This is a genomic window from Paenibacillus sp. NMA1017 (assembly GCF_058895805.1).
On the sequence record NZ_JBZXYR010000001.1, the window covers coordinates 773,673 to 794,887 of the forward strand.

Annotated in this window: 20 protein-coding genes and 1 riboswitch; of the genes, 5 read left to right on the forward strand and 15 right to left on the reverse strand. The window is 45.5% G+C overall.

Features of this window, described 5'->3' with window-relative positions; all coding sequences use genetic code 11:
• Nucleotides 1-100 precede the first annotated feature (100 nt).
• The 6 genes from AC5ELV_RS03670 to AC5ELV_RS03695 form a co-directional block, all read right to left on the reverse strand.
• Complete coding sequence (locus AC5ELV_RS03670; RefSeq protein ID WP_061829156.1) at nt 101-1,579, reverse strand: sensor histidine kinase; 1,479 nt, start codon at nt 1,577-1,579, stop codon at nt 101-103.
• Between the two features lies 1 nt (nt 1,580).
• Nucleotides 1,581-2,270: a response regulator transcription factor gene (locus tag AC5ELV_RS03675; protein ID WP_493429162.1), complete on the reverse strand. Its 690-nt coding sequence runs from the start codon at nt 2,268-2,270 to the stop codon at nt 1,581-1,583.
• Nucleotides 2,271-2,419: 149 nt separating this feature from the next.
• Nucleotides 2,420-4,006 carry a S1C family serine protease gene (locus AC5ELV_RS03680; RefSeq protein ID WP_493429163.1) on the reverse strand — a complete coding sequence of 529 codons (1,587 nt, stop codon included), beginning with the start codon at nt 4,004-4,006 and terminating at the stop codon, nt 2,420-2,422.
• A 195-nt stretch (nt 4,007-4,201) separates the two neighbouring features.
• Nucleotides 4,202-4,510 carry a hypothetical protein gene (locus AC5ELV_RS03685; RefSeq protein WP_493429164.1) on the reverse strand — a complete coding sequence of 103 codons (309 nt, stop codon included), beginning with the start codon at nt 4,508-4,510 and terminating at the stop codon, nt 4,202-4,204.
• Nucleotides 4,511-4,594: 84 nt separating this feature from the next.
• Entirely contained in the window at nt 4,595-5,170 is a 576-nt protein-coding gene (locus tag AC5ELV_RS03690) for a 3D domain-containing protein (protein WP_493429165.1), read from the reverse strand.
• A 61-nt stretch (nt 5,171-5,231) separates the two neighbouring features.
• Nucleotides 5,232-6,113: a putative sporulation protein YtxC gene (locus tag AC5ELV_RS03695; RefSeq protein WP_493429166.1), complete on the reverse strand. Its 882-nt coding sequence runs from the start codon at nt 6,111-6,113 to the stop codon at nt 5,232-5,234.
• 241 nt (nt 6,114-6,354) lie between these two features.
• On the opposite strand from AC5ELV_RS03695, the gene AC5ELV_RS03700 reads away from it, so the two are divergent.
• From AC5ELV_RS03700 to AC5ELV_RS03715, 4 genes are all read left to right on the forward strand, one after another.
• Nucleotides 6,355-6,750, forward strand: coding sequence for a hypothetical protein (locus AC5ELV_RS03700; RefSeq protein ID WP_493429167.1), 396 nt, complete (start codon nt 6,355-6,357; stop codon nt 6,748-6,750).
• A 206-nt stretch (nt 6,751-6,956) separates the two neighbouring features.
• Nucleotides 6,957-7,451: a cation:proton antiporter regulatory subunit gene (locus AC5ELV_RS03705; RefSeq protein WP_025723302.1), complete on the forward strand. Its 495-nt coding sequence runs from the start codon at nt 6,957-6,959 to the stop codon at nt 7,449-7,451.
• 4 nt (nt 7,452-7,455) lie between these two features.
• Complete coding sequence (locus tag AC5ELV_RS03710) at nt 7,456-8,682, forward strand: cation:proton antiporter (RefSeq protein WP_493429168.1); 1,227 nt, start codon at nt 7,456-7,458, stop codon at nt 8,680-8,682.
• Nucleotides 8,683-8,766: 84 nt separating this feature from the next.
• The gene (locus AC5ELV_RS03715; RefSeq protein ID WP_493429169.1) at nt 8,767-9,630 is read left to right on the forward strand and encodes a YitT family protein; all 864 of its coding nucleotides are present in this window, start codon (nt 8,767-8,769) and stop codon (nt 9,628-9,630) included.
• A gap of 96 nt (nt 9,631-9,726) precedes the next feature.
• Here AC5ELV_RS03715 and mqnC read toward each other — a convergent pair whose 3' ends face one another.
• From mqnC to metA, 4 genes are all read right to left on the reverse strand, one after another.
• A complete protein-coding gene (mqnC, locus tag AC5ELV_RS03720) occupies nt 9,727-10,860 on the reverse strand; it encodes a cyclic dehypoxanthinyl futalosine synthase (protein ID WP_493429170.1) in 1,134 nt (377 codons plus the stop codon).
• A 433-nt stretch (nt 10,861-11,293) separates the two neighbouring features.
• Nucleotides 11,294-12,472 (reverse strand): aminotransferase class I/II-fold pyridoxal phosphate-dependent enzyme, encoded by a 1,179-nt coding sequence (locus tag AC5ELV_RS03725; RefSeq protein ID WP_493429171.1) that lies wholly within the window; start codon nt 12,470-12,472, stop codon nt 11,294-11,296.
• On the reverse strand, nt 12,469-13,653 hold the full coding sequence (locus tag AC5ELV_RS03730) for a PLP-dependent transferase (protein ID WP_069012830.1): 1,185 nt from the start codon (nt 13,651-13,653) through the stop codon (nt 12,469-12,471). Before AC5ELV_RS03730 ends, AC5ELV_RS03725 begins: the two co-directional genes overlap by 4 nt.
• Nucleotides 13,654-13,777: 124 nt before the next feature.
• A complete protein-coding gene (gene metA, locus AC5ELV_RS03735; protein WP_061829145.1) occupies nt 13,778-14,695 on the reverse strand; it encodes a homoserine O-acetyltransferase MetA in 918 nt (305 codons plus the stop codon).
• A gap of 118 nt (nt 14,696-14,813) precedes the next feature.
• Nucleotides 14,814-14,939, reverse strand: a riboswitch (SAM riboswitch).
• Nucleotides 14,940-15,488: 549 nt separating this feature from the next.
• Here metA and corA point away from each other — a divergent pair.
• The gene (gene corA / locus AC5ELV_RS03740; protein ID WP_023987788.1) at nt 15,489-16,424 is read left to right on the forward strand and encodes a magnesium/cobalt transporter CorA; all 936 of its coding nucleotides are present in this window, start codon (nt 15,489-15,491) and stop codon (nt 16,422-16,424) included.
• Nucleotides 16,425-16,586: 162 nt separating this feature from the next.
• On the opposite strand, the gene AC5ELV_RS03745 is transcribed toward corA, so the two are convergent.
• The 5 genes from AC5ELV_RS03745 to AC5ELV_RS03765 all read right to left on the reverse strand — a co-directional run bounded on the left by AC5ELV_RS03745 (nt 16,587) and on the right by AC5ELV_RS03765 (nt 21,200).
• Entirely contained in the window at nt 16,587-17,594 is a 1,008-nt protein-coding gene (locus AC5ELV_RS03745) for an HRDC domain-containing protein (RefSeq protein WP_493429172.1), read from the reverse strand.
• A 166-nt stretch (nt 17,595-17,760) separates the two neighbouring features.
• Nucleotides 17,761-18,639 carry an ROK family protein gene (locus tag AC5ELV_RS03750; protein WP_493429173.1) on the reverse strand — a complete coding sequence of 293 codons (879 nt, stop codon included), beginning with the start codon at nt 18,637-18,639 and terminating at the stop codon, nt 17,761-17,763.
• 223 nt (nt 18,640-18,862) lie between these two features.
• On the reverse strand, nt 18,863-19,759 hold the full coding sequence (locus AC5ELV_RS03755; RefSeq protein ID WP_493429174.1) for a 5'-3' exonuclease: 897 nt from the start codon (nt 19,757-19,759) through the stop codon (nt 18,863-18,865).
• A gap of 72 nt (nt 19,760-19,831) precedes the next feature.
• Complete coding sequence (locus AC5ELV_RS03760) at nt 19,832-20,197, reverse strand: arsenate reductase family protein (protein ID WP_493429175.1); 366 nt, start codon at nt 20,195-20,197, stop codon at nt 19,832-19,834.
• 43 nt (nt 20,198-20,240) lie between these two features.
• Nucleotides 20,241-21,200: an RluA family pseudouridine synthase gene (locus AC5ELV_RS03765; RefSeq protein ID WP_493429342.1), complete on the reverse strand. Its 960-nt coding sequence runs from the start codon at nt 21,198-21,200 to the stop codon at nt 20,241-20,243.
• Nucleotides 21,201-21,215 lie beyond the last annotated feature (15 nt).

Genomic DNA, 21,215 nt, shown 5'->3' on the forward strand with positions numbered 1-21,215 from the left:
GCTTTCTTCGACACAGTATACAGCTCCAATAACTGGGCAGCTGTGGGCTTCCACGCCTCTACCGGCCAATTCTATGATGTAGTTGCCTTCCTATTATAGCCTATTCTAAAGGCGCGGAAAAGCTGACCGGAAGCCAGATGACAAATGTCGTTCCTTCTCCTTGCCGCGTAACCACTTCCACAGACCCGTGATGTTCATCAATAATCCACTTGGCAATAGATAGCCCCAACCCAATTCCCTCTGTCACCCCGCGTGACTCATCTGCCCGGTAAAAGCGGTCAAAAATAAAGGGAACCTCACTCTTGTCCATTCCAATGCCCGTATCACTGATCCGTAGCCCCACCTGTCCTTGATAAACAATGGCATCAAATCGGACTGTGCCTTCAGGTGTGTATTTGAATGCATTATCAATGAAAATGAATAGCATTTGCTGCAAATAATCCTTGCTGCCATCCATATAAATACCATTCAGCAACGAAAAATCTCCCACATTCCATTCGGCCGTTCTCTCTAAAAACTGAGCACGACGGGCAACCTCACTTACAAGCGGTTCCAGCGCAACGGGAGTCTTATCGAACGTTTTCCCTGTGTCCGCTCTCGCGAGTGACAACATATCACTCACCAAACGGCTCATCCGTTTGCCTTCATCCGCCATGTCATTTAATGCCTCCATAGAAAGCTCACGAATCATCTCTTCATCCATATTCGGTCGCTCTCCTGGTTCGGTAGTCCACATTTTGAGCAAAAAATCAACGTTGCCACGGATCGTCGTTAGCGGCGTACGAAGCTCATGGGAAGCATCAGCTACAAAACGGCGCTGTGCACCGTACGCATCTTCCAGCTCCTTGTAAAACACCTCTGTACGCCCCAACATGTTGTTAACCGTCCCGATTAATTGTCCAATTTCATCTGGTGGTCCGTCATATTCAATCCGAACGCTCAAATCATTACTGGATTGAATCTGATTAGCCCCCTCAATGACCTTCACCAGCGGCTTCATAGACTTGCGAGCCAGAAAGAGACCTGAGGTCGCAGCAGCGAGTAATGCAAACAACGAACCGTATACAAGCACATTTTGTAACCTGTTCATGAGTCGGTCCTGAGAGCCCGTGAATTGTCCTACCTGTAGCAACCCGACCACCAAGCCCAACTCCTCGGATTTGATCGGCTGTTGAATAATCATAAAGGAATCCCCATTTACATTCACACGCCGAATTCCCTCATTTTGAACTGCTCCTGCCGCTGTAGATGGAACAGGGAAGGTGATATTGAGGTCTTTCATATTTTGGGTGGTTTTGGTAACCCCGGACGTATAATTGTAAATTTGTACATATAGCTGTGAGTCATCTATTCCACGTCCCTGCTCCAATCCCAAATCCAGGTTAGGGACTTCAAACAATCCCCCCTTAATAATAAGGCGTAATTGCTTGTTAATCTGTGGCGCCTGAGTCATAAGCTGACTTTTCACTTCATTATATGTGTAGTAATATACTAGTCCGTAAGTAACCAGACCAAAAATGACTAGTACTATAGCCAAGATGCTCGAATACCAGGCTGTCAGCCGCCACCGAATAGACATATTACACATCACCTCTTAAAATATAGCCAGCTCCCCGAATGGTACGAATGAGTCGTTTGCCGCCATCCTGCTCCGTTTTTTGTCGTAGCATGGCAATATATACTTCGAGCACATTCGATTCTCCGCTATAGTCATAGCCCCAAATTTTGTCCATAATCAGATCACGCGACAGAACACGCTTCGGGTTTTGCATGAACAAATGGAGCAGTTCAAATTCTTTGGCCGTCAGTTCCAAGCGTTTGCCGCCACGAACCACTTCACGGGATTCGTTATCCAGTTGTAAATCCTCGAAGGTAAGCCGGTTTCCGTTATGGTCCTGTTGTTCGGTTTTACGCCGCAAAAGCGCTCGCACCCGTGCCAGCAGCTCCTCCAGAGCAAACGGCTTGACGAGATAATCATCAGCCCCTAGATCCAAACCCTTAACCCGATTCTCAACCTCATCCTTGGCTGTAAGCATCAGGACAGGTACCGTGCTTCCACCCTCCCGCATGCGACGGCATACCTCAAAACCATCGACCTGCGGCATCATTACATCCAGCACGACCACATCAGGCTCAGCTGTCAACATTTTATTTAATCCCTCTGCTCCATTGGCGGCTGTCAGCACTTCATAGCCTTCAAATGCCAGCCCTCTGCGCAGCATGGAAACAATTTTTTCATCGTCATCAATGATTAGAATAGTAGAACGCATACACGATCGAACTCCTTTATCTCTTCTTTTCCTTCTATTGTAGCAGGAGTAGACGCGTGTAGCATCTGGCTGCTTCATACAGCAAGAAACGGAAGGGATCTTCCTTCCGTTTCTTGCGTGCACATGTTCATTTTTGTAGATTTATCATCTTACTGTTGAAGCGTTGAGCTAAAATCATTTTTGTTGCCTATTTTCAGCTGAACATCTTTTTTCTGCCCAGCTCGTTCGATGTTAAGCGTCAGTGCTGTACCCACTTTTTGTTTTTGAATGAACTGGATCAGCTCTTGTGATGTGCTATAAGGCGTGCCATTCGCTCCAATAATCACATCGTAAGGGCGCAGATCGGCCTGATAAGCTGGTGATTTGTATATAATATCCCGTACAACCGAGCCTTCAGTCAGGGATGTACCCAGTTCTTTGGCTACTTCAGGACTCAAATTCAACAGACTTGCACCAATGAAAGGTACAGGCTCTTTCGGGATAGGCTGGTTATTTTTCAACTTATCGACGACTTCCAAAATTGTATTGGACGGAATCGCAAACCCGATTCCCTGTGCATCTGCACTAACAGCTACGTTCATACCGATAACCTGCCCTTGCAGATTTAACAGCGGTCCGCCAGAGTTACCAGGGTTAATGGACGCATCCGTCTGAATGAGATGCTTGTATTGTGTCGGTTTTCCAGTCGATTCACTATTGATGGTGATCGTACGTTCTTTCGCACTTAGCACCCCGGCTGTTACCGAATGCTCAAAGCCTTCAGGGTTGCCGATCGCGACCATCCACTCGCCGACTTTAGCGTTATCGGAGTTACCCAAAGTTACTGTCGGAAAGTTATTTTTGCCTTCAATTTTAAGTACCGCCAAATCGAGATCAGCATTTTTGCCCAAGACTTTGGCTTCGTAAGGCTTATTAGTCCCCTCTACTGTAACCTGAACCACACTCGCGCCTTCAACAACATGGTTGTTGGTCAAGACGTAACCCGATTTATCAAAAATAAAACCGGAACCAATACCTAGCGGAGTTAACTGCCCGCTGTTGCTACCTTCATTTTCATTACTGTTACCGCTGCTGCCACTGTCACCATACTGATTACCGAAAAAGTATTGATACAGCGGGTCATTGTAATAAGGGCTGCTTTGTCTGCCGCTGCTGCCACTGGTTTGTTTGGCAAGCGTTTCGATTTTGACGACTGCCGGTCCAGCCTTAGCCACAACAGATTGAACATCAGCGGTACCTGAAGGCATCACAGCCGGAACTGCGCTTGGAGCCGAGCTGGTTGTTCCTGAATTAGTCGTTTCTCCGCTTTCAGCTGCCGCCGAAGTCAACGCCGTCTCGGGTGTGAACATATTTGTTCGGTCAGCTGTATACATCAATACCGTAATGACCAGCATCCCGGCCAAAAAAGATAAGAAAATTGTTTTCACCTGCGACTTGGGCTTATTCGGTTTGAATTGCCAGTTTCCTCCATTCCGACCCGAACCATCCTGTTGCTCAGGCATAGCGCGATGGTATGAGGGAGGAAGAGGTCTCACTGCCTGCGGTGGCGTAATTTCAACATCCTTTTCCACCGACTGCCCTTCCTTACGTTGTCCGTCCGATTGAACTGAAGAAAAAGGGCCGTAAGAATAATAATATGAGGAACCATTTGAATCGTTTTGCCGAGTTGCGTTATCGGTATCAACCTGATCGTTGTCGTTCCGGCGTCCGGAGTTATTATTTTTAAATTCGTCCATTGTATATCTCCTCCCAAACCCTATGCTTCAAGGTGGTGTTGTTTAACTGACTTTATTTTGCACTTTAAACCTTAATTCCACCTTAAAAACAATTAAAAAGGAGATAAAACCTTAGACCTATTGTACCTAATCACTTTCACTTAAAACGAAATGCCCCGGATATAATCCGGAGCATTATCGATTGTATATGCTTTTTTATTTCGTGTTAAAGTTTTCGTCGAACTTTTCGTTCGGTGTTTGAGCATTGTTTTGAATTTTGTTGCGACTGGAGTTTTGAACTTTTTGCGCTACCGCGCCTGTACCGCCTAGATCTGTTGCAAATTCTTCATCATACTTCTCATTTGGTGTCTGGAAGTTGTCTTGAATTTTATTTTGTTCAGACTGCTTTACCTTTTGTGAAACAACACCTACCGTATTGTCTTGTGCAAATTCCGCTTTGAACTGATTTCCTGTGCTTGCCTTGAAGCCTTTGTTCGTGAAAGAACTTCCGCCTTGATTTGGCATAATTCTCAACCTCCCAGTATGTTTTGCGGGATAAGCTCATCCCGCAACATAGTATGTGATGTTGGAAAAAACAATATTCAAGGATTATATGGAAGCATCCAGTGTCGCGGTCGGAATGGTTTTATGCGTTTCTATCGCCTTTTGGAGCGATTTCACCATCTTTTCTGTACATTTTCCGTTCCCTTTTTTTATAATTTGAACATCCACATCTTTCTTGCCCCATTCAGAATATACCTGCCGAGTTGTTTTAAAATACAAGTCAATTTTATTGCCCTTAATCGCAGAACCTGTATCTGCTACAATCCCGTATCCATAACCTGGAATGTACAATATGCTTCCCAAAGGAAACGTTTTGGGGTCAGCCGCAATCGTAGACAGTGTATTCTTGTCACGACGCACTTTTACACCGGAATACGTGATACCATAACCGGGATGACTTGGCCGTTTGCCAGTCGATTCATAGCCTGCTGTATATCCTGTTGCCGTGACCGTCATGGTCGTAATAACCTGCTCTTCGCGTGGAGCTAAAACAGGTGTGGACTGCCATTTTTTATGCTGGACCGGTTCTTTGTGACCGTAAACTTCATTGCCGGGCAATACCAGATAGGTTGCAATTAACACGGTTCCCAAAATCCGTTTCCATACCAACATGGATCTCATAAAAAACCTCCCCTTGAGGCAAAGGCTTTCCAGAAATCCATTGGTTTATACGAACAGATTATTATTTTTGAACATCCTGACCTGGGTAAAGTCTGCTCAGCTTCACTTTATCTTCAAAAATATGCAGGAGTGTCCGCACTATGGGGGTGTGCTCATCGTCTGTGTGCAATATAATGGAAGCAGGAGAAATCGAAATAAGGGTGCTCACGATTCGATCCTCGACCTCCATTTCCAGTTCAATGCCTGGCATCTCGACAATGATGTCATCTGCATCGGGAGTCGGTATGGGCACCATGGCACTATCCAGAATCGTAAAATTATGTCCGCCTTGGTGAAGTACGTGTACGAGCGGAACTTTACTTTCCTGAAAAAAAACAAAATATTTAAGCAACCCCATAAATTCTTCGTATTGCCGATCTGCCCAGAATTCTTCCATAGCATAGTCGACGATTTCTTCAAGCTCTTTTTTATACGCATGGAGCCTAAATTGAATCAGTCCTTCCAAATTGATCACACGAAGCTCCTTGAAATCCTTTTCCAGGAGAGTGGTCAGCTTACCATGACGCTTCAAACGACCTCTGGGGCCATCATCGTTTAACAGTGAGCGAATCATGCTGCGAATTTGCTCTGTATCCTCTTTCTCCAGCAGCGAACAGGCTTTGGTGAGAATGAGATTGAGCAGCCCCCACTCCCTGATTTCGATAATATAATCCGCTATTGCCGAAGACATGATGCTGTATACACAGGGGAGAAAGCTTTCAAACGCCGAATTGCTTTCTGTGCCCTTGCAGGTCCATGCCACTTTGTTGTCCAGCTGTCTGAAAGTGAATCGAAATCCGCGCCGTGACATATGTAGTCCCTTTGTTCTACTTTTGACCACTTCGTAAAACCGGTCGGTTTCCTGATCTCCGTCTGTATTGGTCCACACTGTAAACAGTTCCATTGGCTCACTCCTTTCGATCACTGCTTTCAGTATATGGCGGCCTCTGAAGGGTTATACGAAGTGAACGACTGGAAACAGAAAGACATATTCAAAAGAGGATGATCAGGTTTCAAAAAGCTGGTTGGCGTGTTATAAACAATTACTGTGATATAGGAAAAAAACCGAAAGACGTTTGAATATTTAGGGTGGGGTATGTTAAGGTTATAGTAATATGAATTTTTCACAAGAGGGAGGAGATAAGATGTCAACGATGCTGAACATGCTGCGTACATTCATGATCGTCATATTGAGCTTCGTTCAGATTTTGTCCCTTCCTGTGACGTTTCATGCGGAAGACACCACTCAATCCCTTCAGTTTACTACGGGATCTTCTGTTGTGTCTCATGCTGATGTTTCCTCGTTAGAAACAGACTCTCACGGTCTAGAGCACCATTCCAAACCAGCTATACGCAAATCCTCCCCTTTACTTCATCTGGTGATCGCTGGGGCCAAATCACTTCCCTTTGTCATTTTGATAGCGCTTGTGCTGCTATTGAGCATCCCTAAACTACGTCTGCCTTTTATTCCTGTCATTTGCAAACTAAAGAAGCAATTGTACTTGTTCCCCATCAAATTTACCTCTAGTTATGTGGCTTAACCTTCCTTTGCATGCACATCACCACATTCGCATGTCTATTTGTTAACCGTTCCCAATAAGTGTAATACGTAGAGTATATTATCAGGTTTTTCATGTTAATTTATAAAATTTAATACAAAAAGAAAGTTTCCATGTCACTCCCAAAGTATGTGATTTATTTCCCATACCATTCATTTAAATAACGTATCGTACAGGAGGCTTTACAAATGGATATTCGAGAGTCTATTTTGCCAGGAATCGGGATTAAGTATCGAATAGATGCAGAGAGTGGCGACCGAATTGTCATTATTATTCATGATGATGGCAGGCGTGAGTTGTATCACTTTGATTACGAGGATCTGGAACAAAGTATTTCTATGACAACCCTGAATGATCAGGAAGCGCGATTGGTAGCTTCCATCATCGGTGGTATGACCTATAAGCCCAAACAGCTTGAAAGTGTAGAAATGACATTTGACGATTTTATTATCGAATGGTATCGAGTGGAATCTCACTATGCAAGTGTCGGCAAATCCATCGGTGAGCTAGATGTAAGGCAAAATTCAGGAGCCACTGTTATTGCCATTGTGGAGAAAAAAGGAAAGAAATATGTAAATCCTGGTCCTGAAGTGATTATTAATGATGATGCGACTGTAGTCGTTGTGGGGGAACGCGATCAACAAAAGCGCTTTAAACAAATCCTTATGAACGGAAGCGGGTGATTGGATGGATCATCTGGTATTTGAGGTTGGATTGGCTATTGCTCTTATCGCTGCAGCCGGACTTATTTCCTCCAAACTGCGCTTCTCAGTCATCCCTTTTTATATCCTTATCGGAATGGCAGTTGGACCGCATGCGATGGAGCTATGGCATTTTGATTTTCGCTTTATCGAAAGCGCCCCATTTATTGATTTTATGGGAAGAATCGGAGTGCTGTTTCTTCTCTTCTACTTGGGTCTCGAGTTCTCAGTAGGTCGGTTAATTAAATCAGGCCGTTCCATTGCTGTGGGCGGAACCATTTATATTGGCATCAATTTTACACTGGGGCTGGCTCTTGGCTTCCTGAGCGGCTTTCCTGTAGCAGAGACACTGGTTATCGCCGGAATTACAACAATATCATCCAGTGCTATTGCTGCGAAGGTGCTGGTAGATCTCAAGCGGACTGCCAATGCTGAAACTGAAATGATTTTGGGCATTATTATGTTCGAGGATGTTTTCCTCGCCGTATACATCTCCATCCTCTCCGGATTGGTTCTTAGCGATTCATCCTCATTCGGGGGTGTGCTGCTATCAGCGCTAATCGCGCTAGGCTTTATGCTTGCAGTCATTATTATCGGCCGTAAGGCCGTCCCTCTGTTAAATCGGATTCTCCGTATTCGCTCCAATGAGGTATTCGGACTTGTTGTTTTCGGCTCTCTGTTTCTGGTAGCTGGTTTTTCGGAAACGATTCATGTGGCGGAAGCTATCGGCGCCCTGTTGGTCGGTCTGGTACTGGCCGAAACGGAACATGCCAAACGGATCGAGCATTTAATTGTTCCTTTCCGCGATTTCTTTGGCGCCCTGTTTTTCTTCAGCTTTGGACTATCTATTGATCCACTGTCCCTAGGAGGAAACGCGATATGGCTTGCGCTGGCAGCAGTCGTCCTCACGTTGTTTGGTAACATTTGGGCAGGAATGCTGGCTGGGCGTACGGCCTCCTTATCTCCCAAAGCGTCAGCAAATATTGGCCTGACCATTGTGGCACGGGGTGAATTTTCGATCATCATGGCCAACTTGGGTAAAGAAGGCGGTTTGCTTGATATTGTTCAACCCTTTGCAGCCATCTATGTACTCATACTAGCGATTCTTGGGCCACTTCTGACAAAGCAGTCAAAACCTATTTTTAATATATTAAATAAAATATTCAAGTTCAAGGATCCCCGCCTACGAAAAGAAGAAAGTAACTCGGCATAACTGCAAAAGCTGGATACGACAATCCATAGGAGGGAAGGCTATGCCGCACGCTGTAAAACATGCCGAAACTCTATGAGGCGGCTTGTGAAGCCCGCTTCAGGAGATGCGAGCAGGTTACCTGTCTTTTATACGGTGATTGGTGGAATTACGGCATCCGTCGGTCTGGAATTGTTTTTACATCCGCATGATATGATCGCTGGAGGCGTCACGGGGATCTCCAGACTCATGTCGCTTTATACACAAGAGCATTTTGGGTTACTGCTATTCGTTTTGAACTTGCCACTCATGCTGCTGTATTCTCTGTCTACTCACAAACCCATGCTGCTTCGGGCACTACCCGGCTTGTTCGCCTTTTCGGGCTCAGCCATTATTCTTTCGCCTTTTCCGGCAGTGAGTGGCCATCCGGTCGTATGCGCTTTGGGAGGCGGAATCTGTATCGGTCTTGGCGCAGGGCTGGCAGCTCGTCATGGTGGTCTGCTCGATTCACTAGGACTTAACGAATCTGACGATGGCCGTCCATCCACATTGTTGCTAACACACCGCAAGATTCCATTAATACAGATTGTTATGCTGTGTAATGGTCTACTGCTCATTACAGCCGGCTTTGTGCTAGGCTGGGAGCCAGCTCTCTATTCAGCCTTATCCTGCCTCGCTGCCTATGAAACGACCCGGCTGATGTTTACCGGTCTGACGCGTATGGTTTGTGTTGTCAGCAAGAAGCAGCAAACCGTCGAGGATGCCATATATCGCAGGCTGCGTATACACAGCACACCTGTTGGAGGCTCTGCCCAGATAGAGAGCAAGATTAAAAGCGAGTCTGAGGATAAAAAAGAACAAATGGTTATCGTTTACAGCGTTCATCTGTTGGATTTGCAGCGCTTTAAGGCTGTCATCCAAATGGCAGACCCGCAGGCTGAGATCATGTATATGAAACGATGGAAAGTATAGCAAATTAACACATCAAAAAACGCTTATCTATACTAATCCTTGTACATAGGATAGTGATGGATAAGCGTTTTGTAATGAACAATATATTAGTGGATATTAATTTTGCATGATAAAATCATGTTCAATACTGCTGGCACTGTCAAAAGTACGAATAATATCATAACGGGTATTACGCTGTGCTGGAATGTGACCCGTCTCGCGGATCAACTGTAAAATGGATTCAATGTTAACCTTATACGTTGCGCCTGCAGCGGAAACTACGTTTTCCTCAATCATGGTGCTGCCAAAATCATCACAACCGTAGTACAACGATTTTTTACCGATTTCCGGTCCCATGGTTACCCATGAGGATTGAATATGCTTGATGTTATCCAATACAAGGCGACTGATTGCAACGGTCTTCAGATATTCCTCCGGCGTCTGGCGTTCCTTCTTCAGATTAGTGTTGTCTGGCTGGAAGGTCCAAGGAATAAAGGATAAAAATCCTTCAGAATTATATTTGTTTTCAATGCATTCGTCCTGAGCATCACGAACACGCAACAAATGCAGCGCACGCTCCTCCATCAACTCGCCAAAGCCGATAACCATCGTAGCAGTCGTGTTCATCCCAACCTTGTGAGCCGTTTGCATGACATCCATCCAATCACGCCAAGAGCCTTTGAGACGGCTAATTTTGCGGCGTGTGCGGTCATCCAATATTTCTCCGCCTCCACCTGGAAGCGAATCCAATCCAGCTTCATGAATGGCTCGGATCGTGTCTTCCATGGATAGACCGGATTTTTCCTTCATTTTGTGAATTTCAGCTGGCGAGAAGGAGTGCATCGTAATATCGGGAAAACGCTCCTTGATACCTTTCAGCAAATCGGTATAATAACTGAACGGCAGATTCGGGTTCACACCGCCTTGCATTAGAATTTCGGTGCCACCTACATCCTGCGTTTCCTTGATCTTCTGAAAGATCACCTCATCCGGCAAAACATAACCTTCATCGGAACCCGGCCTACGGTAAAAAGCGCAGAAGCGACAGTATACGTCACACACGTTTGTATAGTTAATATTTCGTCCGATAACGAAGGTTTTAACGGGATCGGGATGCATGCGATTCATGACTTTATTCGCCGCATGGCCGATTTTTTCTACCTCGTCTGATTCGAACAAAGCAACGGTATCCTCTAAGTTCAGGCGTTCGCCGCGTAGGGCTTTATCTAAAATATGGTCGATTACACTCATGGTGTATCCTCCTTCGCTGTCACAGGGCGACGAAATGAACGACAGGACTTATGAACGAGAATGCTTTCACAAACCTGCGTTCGAACCCTGTCGTAATGTATGTTCATGACTGGCCTTGTATGTTGTCTGTGCTATTTAGCATAGTAAAACCTAATGATAATACTAACATATCTTTAGGTAAGGAACCATACTTATTCCCGCTTCTTTCTGCTTTTCACCTAGGAAAACAGGCAACTGCCAAGCTTATCTCAACATTGCATAAAGCCAAGAAATAAGAAAACAGAACTGAAAAGTGGCTTTTTTCACACTGTCCTTCATGTCATTCTTATAGAAAACAGCAAGCCTCCTGAAATATTGGAAACTTGCTGTTTAGTACTGTACATATTTGTTCCCGGCGTGAAAACGACAAAGATGCTGCGGATGTGCTATCGCTCTAGCGCAGTGCCTCATCCAGATCGCTGATCAGGTCGTCAATATCCTCCAGACCTACGGAGAAACGAAGTAGTCCGTCCGTAATCCCGCGCTCCAATCGTACACTATGGGGCATAGCCGCATGTGACATCATCGCCGGATACGACAAGATGCTTTCCACAGCCCCCAGACTCACCGCTACAATTGGAATACGTACGCGGCTGAGGACTTCTTTTGCACGCTCACCAGAACCCACATCAAACGATATCACTGCACCATAACCGCTGGATTGACGCTCATGAACTTCACGCCCTGGATGATTCCCCAGACCCGGGTAGTATACCGCCTCAATGTCGTTACGCTCGTTCAGCCAGTTAGCGAGCTTCGCTGCACTCTTTTCGCTGTGAGCCATACGAGCCTCCAGTGTCTTCATACCGCGCATGAGCAACCATGACTCCTGCGGAGCCAACACGGTACCCAGTCCATTTTGGAGCTGCTTGATTTGTCTTCCCAACGATTCGGTACGCGCTACCGCAAGTCCTGCCAGCACATCGCTGTGTCCGCCCAAAAACTTGGTCGCACTGTGCAATACAATATCAACTCCCTGCTCAATCGGACGTTGATAATAAGGTGTCATAAAAGTATTATCCAATAACGTTAAAAGCCCGTTGTCCTGTGCCCAAGAAGTTATTCCTGCCACATTGGTAATTTTGAGTGTCGGATTGGACGGAGTTTCCATATATACAGCCCTTGTATTCTCCTGCAACGCATCTTTCACAAGGTTGAGGTCCGTCATGTCGACGAAAGTCGTTTCGATATTCATCCGTTTCAAAATGGAGGTCAGCAGTCGATATGTTCCTCCATATACGTCCTCGGAAACAATGACATGATCTCCAGCAGACAAGAGCATAAATGTAGTAGAGATGGCCGCCATACCTGATGCAAAGGCAAAACCGCTGGCTCCTCCTTCTAATAAGGCGATGTAATCCTCCAAAGCTTGTCGTGTCGGATTACCTGAACGACTATAGTCATGCTGTGGAGGATTAAAAATATCATGATGGTGAAAGGTAGAAGCCTGATAGATCGGGACGCTCGATGCTCCCGTAACGCTGTCAATTTCAGAACCAAAATGCAGCAACTTGGTAGCGAACTTCCGCTCTTTGTTCAGATCCTGCCCGATCCTCCTCGCATCCTCTATCATTGCAGCTCTCCCCCTTCTACTTCTTGACGTGCTGCTTCCAACGCCGAACGCAAATCTTCAATTAAGTCGTCTGTATGCTCAATGCCTACGGAGAAACGCAACAGCCTGTCATCTACCCCGACTGCATCCCGAATTTCTGCTGGTATGTCCGCATGTGTCTGCACAGCGGGATAGGTCATTAACGATTCCACACCGCCGAGACTTTCCGCAAACGCAATGAGCTTGATGTGACGAAGCAAAGGTTCCACATAACGAGCATCCTTTACTTTAAAGGAGAAGATACCCGTATTTCCGCTGGATTGTTTATTTTGAATCTCACGACCTGGATGGCCTTCGAGAGCTGGATAAAATACTTCCGCCACCGCCGGATGCGTCAGTAAATAGTTAGACAGCACTGTTGCATTATGCTCATGTCGATCCATACGCAGCGCTAACGTCTTCATGCCCTTCATCAACTGGTAGCAGTCGCTTGGGGAAAGCACGGCCCCTATGGAATTGTGCAGGAATGCAATTTCAGCTGATAGCTCTTTGCCTTTGGTTACGATCAACCCTGCCAGCACATCGTTGTGTCCGCCCAAATATTTGGTTGCGCTATGTACCACAATATCCGCGCCCAGTTCCAATGGCCGCTGGAAATATGGCGTTAGCAGCGTATTATCTACAATAGTAAGCAACTGATGTTGTGATGCCCATTTAGCCACCGCTCGAATATCAGTAATCATCATTAACGGATTTGTAGGCGTTTCTATGAATACAGCTTTTGTATTCGGTCGACATGACTGTTCGAGCGCTTCAAGATCGTTCGTATCCACATAACTGGCTGTTACACCAAATTTAGATAAAATACGCTCCAGCAAACGATACGTCCCGCCATACAGATCCAGCGATACTATGAGGTGATCTCCCTGTCCAAACAATGCAAATACCGTTTGCAGCGCGGCCATACCTGAGCTGCATGCAAAGCCTGCATCACCCGATTCAAGTGCAGCAGAAGCCTCTTCCAGTACCTTTCGCGTGGGATTGATCGTCCGAATGTAATCAAATCCTGTGCTTTGACCCAGACGGGGATGGCGGAACGCCGTAGATTGGTAAATCGGGTAATTAACAGCCCCGGTTACTGGCTCCTCTACTGAACCGATTTGTGCCAATCTGCTTTCGATTTTCCACTGTTTCTCACTCATATGAATCCTCCTGTTAACTTCCATAGTGGGTGCTATAACATATCCTGCAAAAATGGATGTCAAAGACTATAACGCTGCGCTACTGCAAGGTGGTACTGTGCAAAGGTAAACTACAAGCCCCTTTTTAGATCTGGGGCCCGATATCGTAAGGTGTTTCTTGGTATACATAATAGTTCAGCCAATTCGAGAATAATAAATTGGCGTGCGCCCGCCAAATTGAGGGGGGGGTGCGCTCAGGATCATCATTTGGGAAATAATTTTTAGGGACTTCAATATCCATTCCTTTGGCCACATCGCGGTCGTATTCCCATTTCAGTGAAAGCGGGTCATATTCAGAATGCCCAGTTACGAAAATTTGTTTACCGTCAAGCGTGGCTACAAGGTACACTCCAGCTTCCTCGGATTCGGATAAAACTTCTAATTCGGCAATATGATCAATATCTTCCCGCCGAACCTCCGTATGTCTGGAGTGAGGAGCATAAAACAGTTCATCAAAGCCGCGTAGCAATTTTACTTTAGGTTTAATCACGGTGTGTGGAAATACGCCAAAGCATTTGTAGTCGAGCCCGTATTTCGGGACATTGAAATGATGGTATAAGCCTGCCTGTGAGGCCCAGCAGATATGCATGGTCGAAGTTACATTCGTTTTCGTCCATTCAAAGATTTGCCGGATCTCCTCCCAGTAGTTCACATCCTCAAACTCAAGCTGTTCTACCGGGGCTCCTGTAATGACCATGCCGTCAAAACGACTGTTCTTGATCTCGTCAAACGTTTTATAGAACATGTTCAAATATTCTTGCGATGTATTTTTGGATACATGAGACTTCATATGAACCAGCGTGACGTCCACTTGCAGCGGCGTATTGCCGACCAAGCGCAACAGTTGGGTTTCGGTCGTTTCCTTTGTAGGCATCAAATTCAAAATGGCGATACGCAACGGACGAATGTCCTGATGATAAGCCAGGCTTTCATCCATTACGAAAATATTTTCGCCCTCCAGCACTTCCTTGGCAGGTAGCGTGTCTGGGATTTTAATCGGCATGTAAACTCACTCCTTGTTCGGTAAGTTTTGCGAAAATCGTCTTGTTGAGATGCCGGGCATATAATAAAAAGACCTTTCTCTGGTTAGAGAAAGGTCATATTTGTATCCATATGCGCCTCTCTCATCTGTCAGGGCAACGCTCTTTGTACAAAGCGCGCGTCCTGCAAGAATTAGCACCGTGCGATTAAAATCGCCGGTTGCCGGGTATCATCGGGCTAGTCCCTCCACCTGCTCTTGATAAGATTTCGCTATATTCATTTTGGGTCACAAAGTTCTTGTTGTTCACTTTAATGCATCGGCTGGGCTTCGTCAAGATGGGACTTGTAAATTTGTAACCTGCATTCACATTTTGTCTACCTTTTCCATAGGTTAAATCATATCCCTCCTATCGCTGAAGCTCTTACCACTACTGTTGATTTTGCCCATGATTTTGCGCTTGAAAGGCCGTAGGCCGAGCGTTATACTATACAAGTGCTATTAGGTAAAAATATGGAGCAGTAGTGCAGATTTGAGTGTTTCCTGCGATACTGTGGCAATCTAAAAAAGAACATTTGAGAGGTGAATCCGGAATGGAAGGCGACCCGAGTCCGAATAGGCGGCGATCCCTGAATAACAGCATAGGAATGACTTCAGCTTGCCGAAAGACGGGACGCCTGGCTCTGCATGCTCCAAAAGCCTCCGGCTTTTAATGAGAATGCACGCTTACCCGCACCGGCTAACTGGCTACTGAGTTCATTCCTTATGCTTAAGGTAAACGTATTTCCGTTACGACGGAGCATAAGGAGTGACATATATGAAAATCCGTTTGGTCAACAACGGGGTTTTTACCCCTGTCGAAGAAATTGAAATGGCGCTTACTGCACCGGCAGAAGGTTTTTATTGGATTGATGCCGATGTCGATGATCTGGCAGTGCTCCAGCCTTTATTTTCCATGCATGATCTTGCAGTAGAAGACTGTTTGAGTGAAGAAGAACAGCGTCCGAAGATTGAAATTTATGAAAGTCATTATTTTATCGTTGTAAATAGCATTCGTTTTGATGATGAAGAAATATTTTTGCGAGCTTTGAACATTTTTCTCGGCCGCCATTTTATCATTACGGTGACCAAGCAGAAAATCAATGAGCTTCGTACCCTCAAGCCTATGCTGTGGGAGCAAGAAGTCAGTCAGCCTGACCGTTTTATGTATCTGTTGGTCGACTTGATTGTTGACAACTATTTTCTGGTTGGTGACCGGATTGAAGTTCGCATTGAAAAGCTGGAAGAAGATATTCTAATGCATACGAAAAAGTCGCATTTGAACGAAATCATCGGCTTACGCAGTGAGATTCTGTGGCTGAAAAAAGTGTTAGGTCCACAAAAGGAAGTCATCAATACCCTGAACAAACGGGATTTGCGGCTCATCGACGATCAATTGCAAAAATATTTCAGCGATATTTATGAAAATGCTGTGAAAATTTCGGAGACTTTTGAAACTTACCGCGACTTGATGGGTAACCTTCGAGAAGCTTATCAATCCAGTATCGCCAACCGTGCCAATGAAATTATGCGTGTGTTTACGGCAATTACGACTGTATTTATGCCATTGACGGTCATTACCGGAATATATGGGATGAACTTCGATAATATGCCTGAGCTTCATACACGTTATGGCTATTTTGTCGTCATTGGTATCATGGTAGCATTAGGTGTCAGTATGTTCTGTATTTTCCGCAAGAAAGACTGGGTTTAAAAAGAAAAGGGAAAAAAGTCCCCGAGTTGGATTCTTATTTTCGATTTTCAAGCTTGGTCATAAAAAGCAGCAGCCGTGTCCTGTGAGGAACTGGCTGCTGCTTTTTAGTATGTTGGACCCTGAATATACTTTAATACCTAGCTTTATCCAACCAGTTCTATATTATCCAACATGTCGGTCGGGTACCTGCTGATGACGAAACCGTATACGGATCAGACGTAGACGCTCATAAATCTGATCCAGTCCTGTTTCCGTTGCCTTTTCTTCCCCATACACTTTCAGCATGACGGGCTTGAGCAACGTATCCCCCAACTCTTCATAAGCAGACCAGATAGCTGCCTGCTCCTCCTCAGATACATTCACCAATTCCTTGTGGATCAGCTTCTCCATATCAATACCATCTCTATCCAAATGCTCCACAGCTTCAACCATCTCTCTACGATGCAAACCTGTCTTCATTCCGATATGCTCCAGTGAAAGACCGTCCGAAATGCCTTCAATAATCGTTCTAGTTAAGCTGAATTTGTTCAGCTCCTGCCTGTACTGGTTTTCTTTTTGCTTGTATAGCCATGACAAAAAAACTTCTTCTTCCAGCGTCTCTGTTACCCAGTTCAACGGAAATGGCGTGGTGCGGTCATTTTGTGTCGTAATAGCCAATAGCTCCGTCCCATATTGCGACACCTTACCCTGACCCATACCAGGCAGCTCCAACAGTTCTTCTTCGGTATGGGGAAGATAAACGCTAATGAGCCGAAGTAGTCGATTCGTAGCGATAAAATAAGGTGCTTTTCGTTCCGTTGCTGCTTTTTGCCTTCTCCACATCGTCAATTGCTCATACACTTCATCACGTGGAAACAAATCACTGTAGCAATACAGCTTTTGCAGCGTTTGTCCTCGCCCTGATGATTCTTCTTGCTCATGAAATACGCCATGGATTAGGGGCCTGTAGCCCTCAGCCATTTTGAGCGCCAGCTCATGACGGTATACATGCAGCAATTCCTGCCACAAACTGCCCTCATACCAAAGGTCGTCTATACTTTCATCCGGGACATGGTGTGTGCTCCAGCCTGCACTCCATCCCCCTTCATGCTGCCCAATCCATACCTGAGCAAAGTCCTCATAGCCCTGTTCATTCCGTTTGGACAAGCGATTTAAAAATACTATCTCCATGATTTCTTCCTCCCTCATATCGTTGAAAGACAGTCCCGCACAACACAAAAACGCAAAAAAAAGCACCTATCCTGCGTATTCGCAAGAAAGGTGCTTCCCTTTTTGAGCCGTACTATACTGTTGCCTATATAATAACCGTACCTTGGAGTGCCGTCAACCCTAAATTCTAATGATTCAGCTTTTCCTTTGCCAATGCCAGAGCACCACACAATCCAGCATTGTCACCCAATCCTGGAGATACGATATATTTCTCAATATCTGTTGTCAGACTCGAATGCTGCACGTATCCGTTCAAAAGTTCTTGTAGTTTGGTACGAATGAGCGGGAACAATTGGTCTTGCTTCATTACTCCCCCGCCCATAATAATTTTTTGCGGGGACAGGATTAATACATAGCTCATTAAAGCCTGTGCCAGATAGTGCGCTTCCATTTCCCAGGCCGGGTGATCGACAGAAAGCTCATGTCCTTTAACCTTCCATCTTTTTTCGAGCGCAGGACCTGCTGCCAGACCCTCCAAACAATCTCCGTGATAAGGACATGTCCCCTCATAAGTATCTTCTGGGTGACGACGTACCAGAATATGCCCCATTTCCGGGTGAGATAATCCATGTATCAGCTTTCCACCAACCAAAGCACCTGCCCCGATGCCTGTACCTATCGTAATATACAGACAGTTGTCCAATCCTTTGGCGGCACCCCAAATAGACTCACCAAGTGCTGCTCCATTCACATCCGTATCAAACCCCATAGGCACATCAAAATGCTCTTTCAGTTTACCAATCAGATTGTAATTTCCCCAATGCGGCTTTGGCGTTGTTGTAATATAACCATATGTATCACTACCTTCGATAGGATCAATCGGCCCGAACGAGCCTACGCCCAATGCTTCGATGCCCTTGCCTTCAAAAAATGCGATGACATTCTCCATTGTTTCTGCTGGTGTGGTTGTTGGAAAGCTCGCTCGTTCCAGTACCTCTCCATGTTCGTTGCCAATTCCACATACAAATTTAGTACCGCCTGCCTCAATTGCTCCCAATACTGTCATAGTTGCTGTTGTCCCCTTTCAATAATCCGGTTCTCTCTCCACTATATTCACCTGAAATGTACCTGAGGTCAATCCCCCTATCGCAATTGTATATAATCTTTCACAAGACAATATAGTTCCGTTGACATAACGGTATATAAATAAGGACACTAACGCACCCAGCGTCAGCATCCCTACATAACTTACTTTACTTAAATTGTCCGTACCGAGCCTAACAGCTTGATTATGACCCGGTTGCGACACCCATCAATGTACACAAGCTTTTCATTTCAAGCTGCTCGAACTTGTCTACAATTTGCACATGATCCAGCGTCAGCAGACAGCTATCCAAAGCACATGCTACAGGTACACCACAGTGAATTTCAGCAAGTTTGCGTGAAAGATGCATCATATCCAAATCGCTCTCAATTTTTTTGCGGACCGATGGTGTTAATTGATCCAGATTCTCCAGAATACCTTCAATGGAGTCGTATTCCTGCACCAGCTTGAGTGCCGTTTTCTCACCGATACCTCGAACTCCTGGATAATTATCGCTTGCATCCCCCATCAGACCTTTAAGGTCCACCACTTGGCGTGGCTTAAGCCCTTTTTCAGTCAGCAGGGTCTCCGGGGTGTATACCATATAATTGCCGTGGCCTTTTTTCATAATAATGACCCGTGTCCGCTCATCCACTAATTGAAGTAAATCATGATCTCCCGAGAGAATCATTACATCCATGTCCTCATTTTGCGAATAATGGCGTGCGAGCGTACCGATGCAATCATCGGCTTCAAAGCCTTCCGCTCCAATGTTGGGAATGCCGAGGCTGTCCGTCACTTCACGAATCAATGTAAATTGGGGAATCAAATCATCTGGTGCGTCGGCTCGGTTTCCTTTATACGCAGCAAAATGTTCCCCACGGAATGTCGTTCCGCCCATATCCCAGCAGCAAATGACATGTGTAGGATTAAACGTTTGGACTGCATCCCAAAAATATCGAATAAAACCATATATGGCGTTCGTTGGCACCCCAGCTTTTGTACGACGGATATAACCGTTTGCGGCGGTTGCATAATAAGCGCGAAATAGCAGGGCCATGCCGTCAACCAGCATTACGGATTGTTCATTGCGTTGTGTCACAGATTGTATTGCTCCCATTCATCATAATATTTAACCCCCACAGTATAACATATCGTGGGGGTAAATTGGGCGTTATTGAGTTCCCCATGTGCCCTCAAATGTTTCCTCTTTGAATCCTATCGTTACTTTGTTCCCGTCTGTTACAATCGGGCGTTTAATTAATCTTCCATTCGAGGATAAAAGCGAAATTTGCTCTTCACGGCTCATGTCTCCAAGCTTATCTTTCAGCTTTAACTCTTTGTACACCTCACCGCTTGTATTAAAAAACTTTTTCAGCTCCAGCCCGCTTTTTCGAATTAAGTCTTCCAATTCCTCCGGTCCGGGCGGTTGTTCAAAAATAGGAATAAGTTCCGTCTCATGCCCCTTGTTTTGCAGCCATTTCACTGCATTACGACAGGTACTACATTTAGAATACTGATATACTTTCAGTTGGCTCATCGCTAGATTAACCTCCATTTGGTTTTCATCGCTTATTTATATTTTATTCTGAAAGATATTGCGCTCTTAATATCTTCTGCATTTCAGCCATATCGTCAGGTAGAGGAGCATAGAACGTCAGCCGCTCCCCGGTTACAGGATGCTCCAAGGACAGCTCTGAGGCATGCAAGGCTTGTCGAGGCATCCTGGCATCAAGCTGGTCATATCGTTCACATTGCGCAGCATCATCAGGTGTAATCCGGTACATTTTATCTCCGATCAACGGACAACCGATATAGGTCATATGCACTCGAATTTGGTGCGTACGCCCGGATTCCAACTTTAGTCCGATGCGGCTTCCCCCGTTCCACACTTCCTCCAGCTTATACAGCGTAAGGGCAGGATAACCATCTGGGGTCACCATACGTAAATGCGGATCATCCGGGTTGCGGTCAATCGGTCCGTCTACCTTACCTTCATGCAGCTCAGGGCGCCCATGTACCAGAGCCGTATAGCGCTTATCCACCGTTCCCGCAATCATCTGCTCAGAAATATGCTGGTGTACATACGGATTTTTAGCTACTACCAGCACACCCGTCGTCTCCTGATCAAGACGATGAACAGGACGAAACCGGAACAGTTCTCCCTTGGCCTGCCAATAATGCACAACCCCGTTAGCCAGTGTTCCTGTGTAATGACCGTGAGTCGGATGGACAATCATGCCCGCCGCCTTGTTCACCACTAACAGATGTTCGTCCTCAAACAATATTTCAAAGGGAATGGGTTCAGGTAAAATATCATCAGAACGCTCGCGCTCCATGCGAATTTCTACTCGATCCCCAGACTTCACCTTTACACTGATGTACACACGTGTCCCGTTCAGCATAATACCTTGCTCGGTCAGCTTGAGTTTAGATATTAACTTTCGAGAAATGCTCATACGTTTTTGTAAAATAGTCTTCAACAGCATGCCCTCCTCCTCAGGAGGGATCGTATATACGATAGGTTCATAATACAAGCTCATCACAAATTCCCAGTT

Excerpts from the sequence above, each read along its gene's own strand:
- AC5ELV_RS03670 (WP_061829156.1), bottom strand. The coding sequence starts at position 1,579 with ATGTCTATTCGGTGGCGGCTGACAGCCTGGTATTCGAGCATCTTGGCT.
- AC5ELV_RS03675 (WP_493429162.1), bottom strand. The coding sequence starts at position 2,270 with ATGCGTTCTACTATTCTAATCATTGATGACGATGAAAAAATTGTTTCC.
- AC5ELV_RS03680 (WP_493429163.1), bottom strand. The coding sequence starts at position 4,006 with ATGGACGAATTTAAAAATAATAACTCCGGACGCCGGAACGACAACGAT.
- AC5ELV_RS03685 (WP_493429164.1), bottom strand. The coding sequence starts at position 4,510 with ATGCCAAATCAAGGCGGAAGTTCTTTCACGAACAAAGGCTTCAAGGCA.
- AC5ELV_RS03690 (WP_493429165.1), bottom strand. The coding sequence starts at position 5,170 with ATGAGATCCATGTTGGTATGGAAACGGATTTTGGGAACCGTGTTAATT.
- AC5ELV_RS03695 (WP_493429166.1), bottom strand. The coding sequence starts at position 6,113 with ATGGAACTGTTTACAGTGTGGACCAATACAGACGGAGATCAGGAAACC.
- AC5ELV_RS03700 (WP_493429167.1), top strand. The coding sequence starts at position 6,355 with ATGTCAACGATGCTGAACATGCTGCGTACATTCATGATCGTCATATTG.
- AC5ELV_RS03705 (WP_025723302.1), top strand. The coding sequence starts at position 6,957 with ATGGATATTCGAGAGTCTATTTTGCCAGGAATCGGGATTAAGTATCGA.
- AC5ELV_RS03710 (WP_493429168.1), top strand. The coding sequence starts at position 7,456 with ATGGATCATCTGGTATTTGAGGTTGGATTGGCTATTGCTCTTATCGCT.
- mqnC (WP_493429170.1), bottom strand. The coding sequence starts at position 10,860 with ATGAGTGTAATCGACCATATTTTAGATAAAGCCCTACGCGGCGAACGC.
- AC5ELV_RS03725 (WP_493429171.1), bottom strand. The coding sequence starts at position 12,472 with ATGATAGAGGATGCGAGGAGGATCGGGCAGGATCTGAACAAAGAGCGG.
- AC5ELV_RS03730 (WP_069012830.1), bottom strand. The coding sequence starts at position 13,653 with ATGAGTGAGAAACAGTGGAAAATCGAAAGCAGATTGGCACAAATCGGT.
- metA (WP_061829145.1), bottom strand. The coding sequence starts at position 14,695 with ATGCCGATTAAAATCCCAGACACGCTACCTGCCAAGGAAGTGCTGGAG.
- corA (WP_023987788.1), top strand. The coding sequence starts at position 15,489 with ATGAAAATCCGTTTGGTCAACAACGGGGTTTTTACCCCTGTCGAAGAA.
- AC5ELV_RS03745 (WP_493429172.1), bottom strand. The coding sequence starts at position 17,594 with ATGGAGATAGTATTTTTAAATCGCTTGTCCAAACGGAATGAACAGGGC.
- AC5ELV_RS03750 (WP_493429173.1), bottom strand. The coding sequence starts at position 18,639 with ATGACAGTATTGGGAGCAATTGAGGCAGGCGGTACTAAATTTGTATGT.
- AC5ELV_RS03760 (WP_493429175.1), bottom strand. The coding sequence starts at position 20,197 with ATGAGCCAACTGAAAGTATATCAGTATTCTAAATGTAGTACCTGTCGT.
- AC5ELV_RS03765 (WP_493429342.1), bottom strand. The coding sequence starts at position 21,200 with ATGAGCTTGTATTATGAACCTATCGTATATACGATCCCTCCTGAGGAG.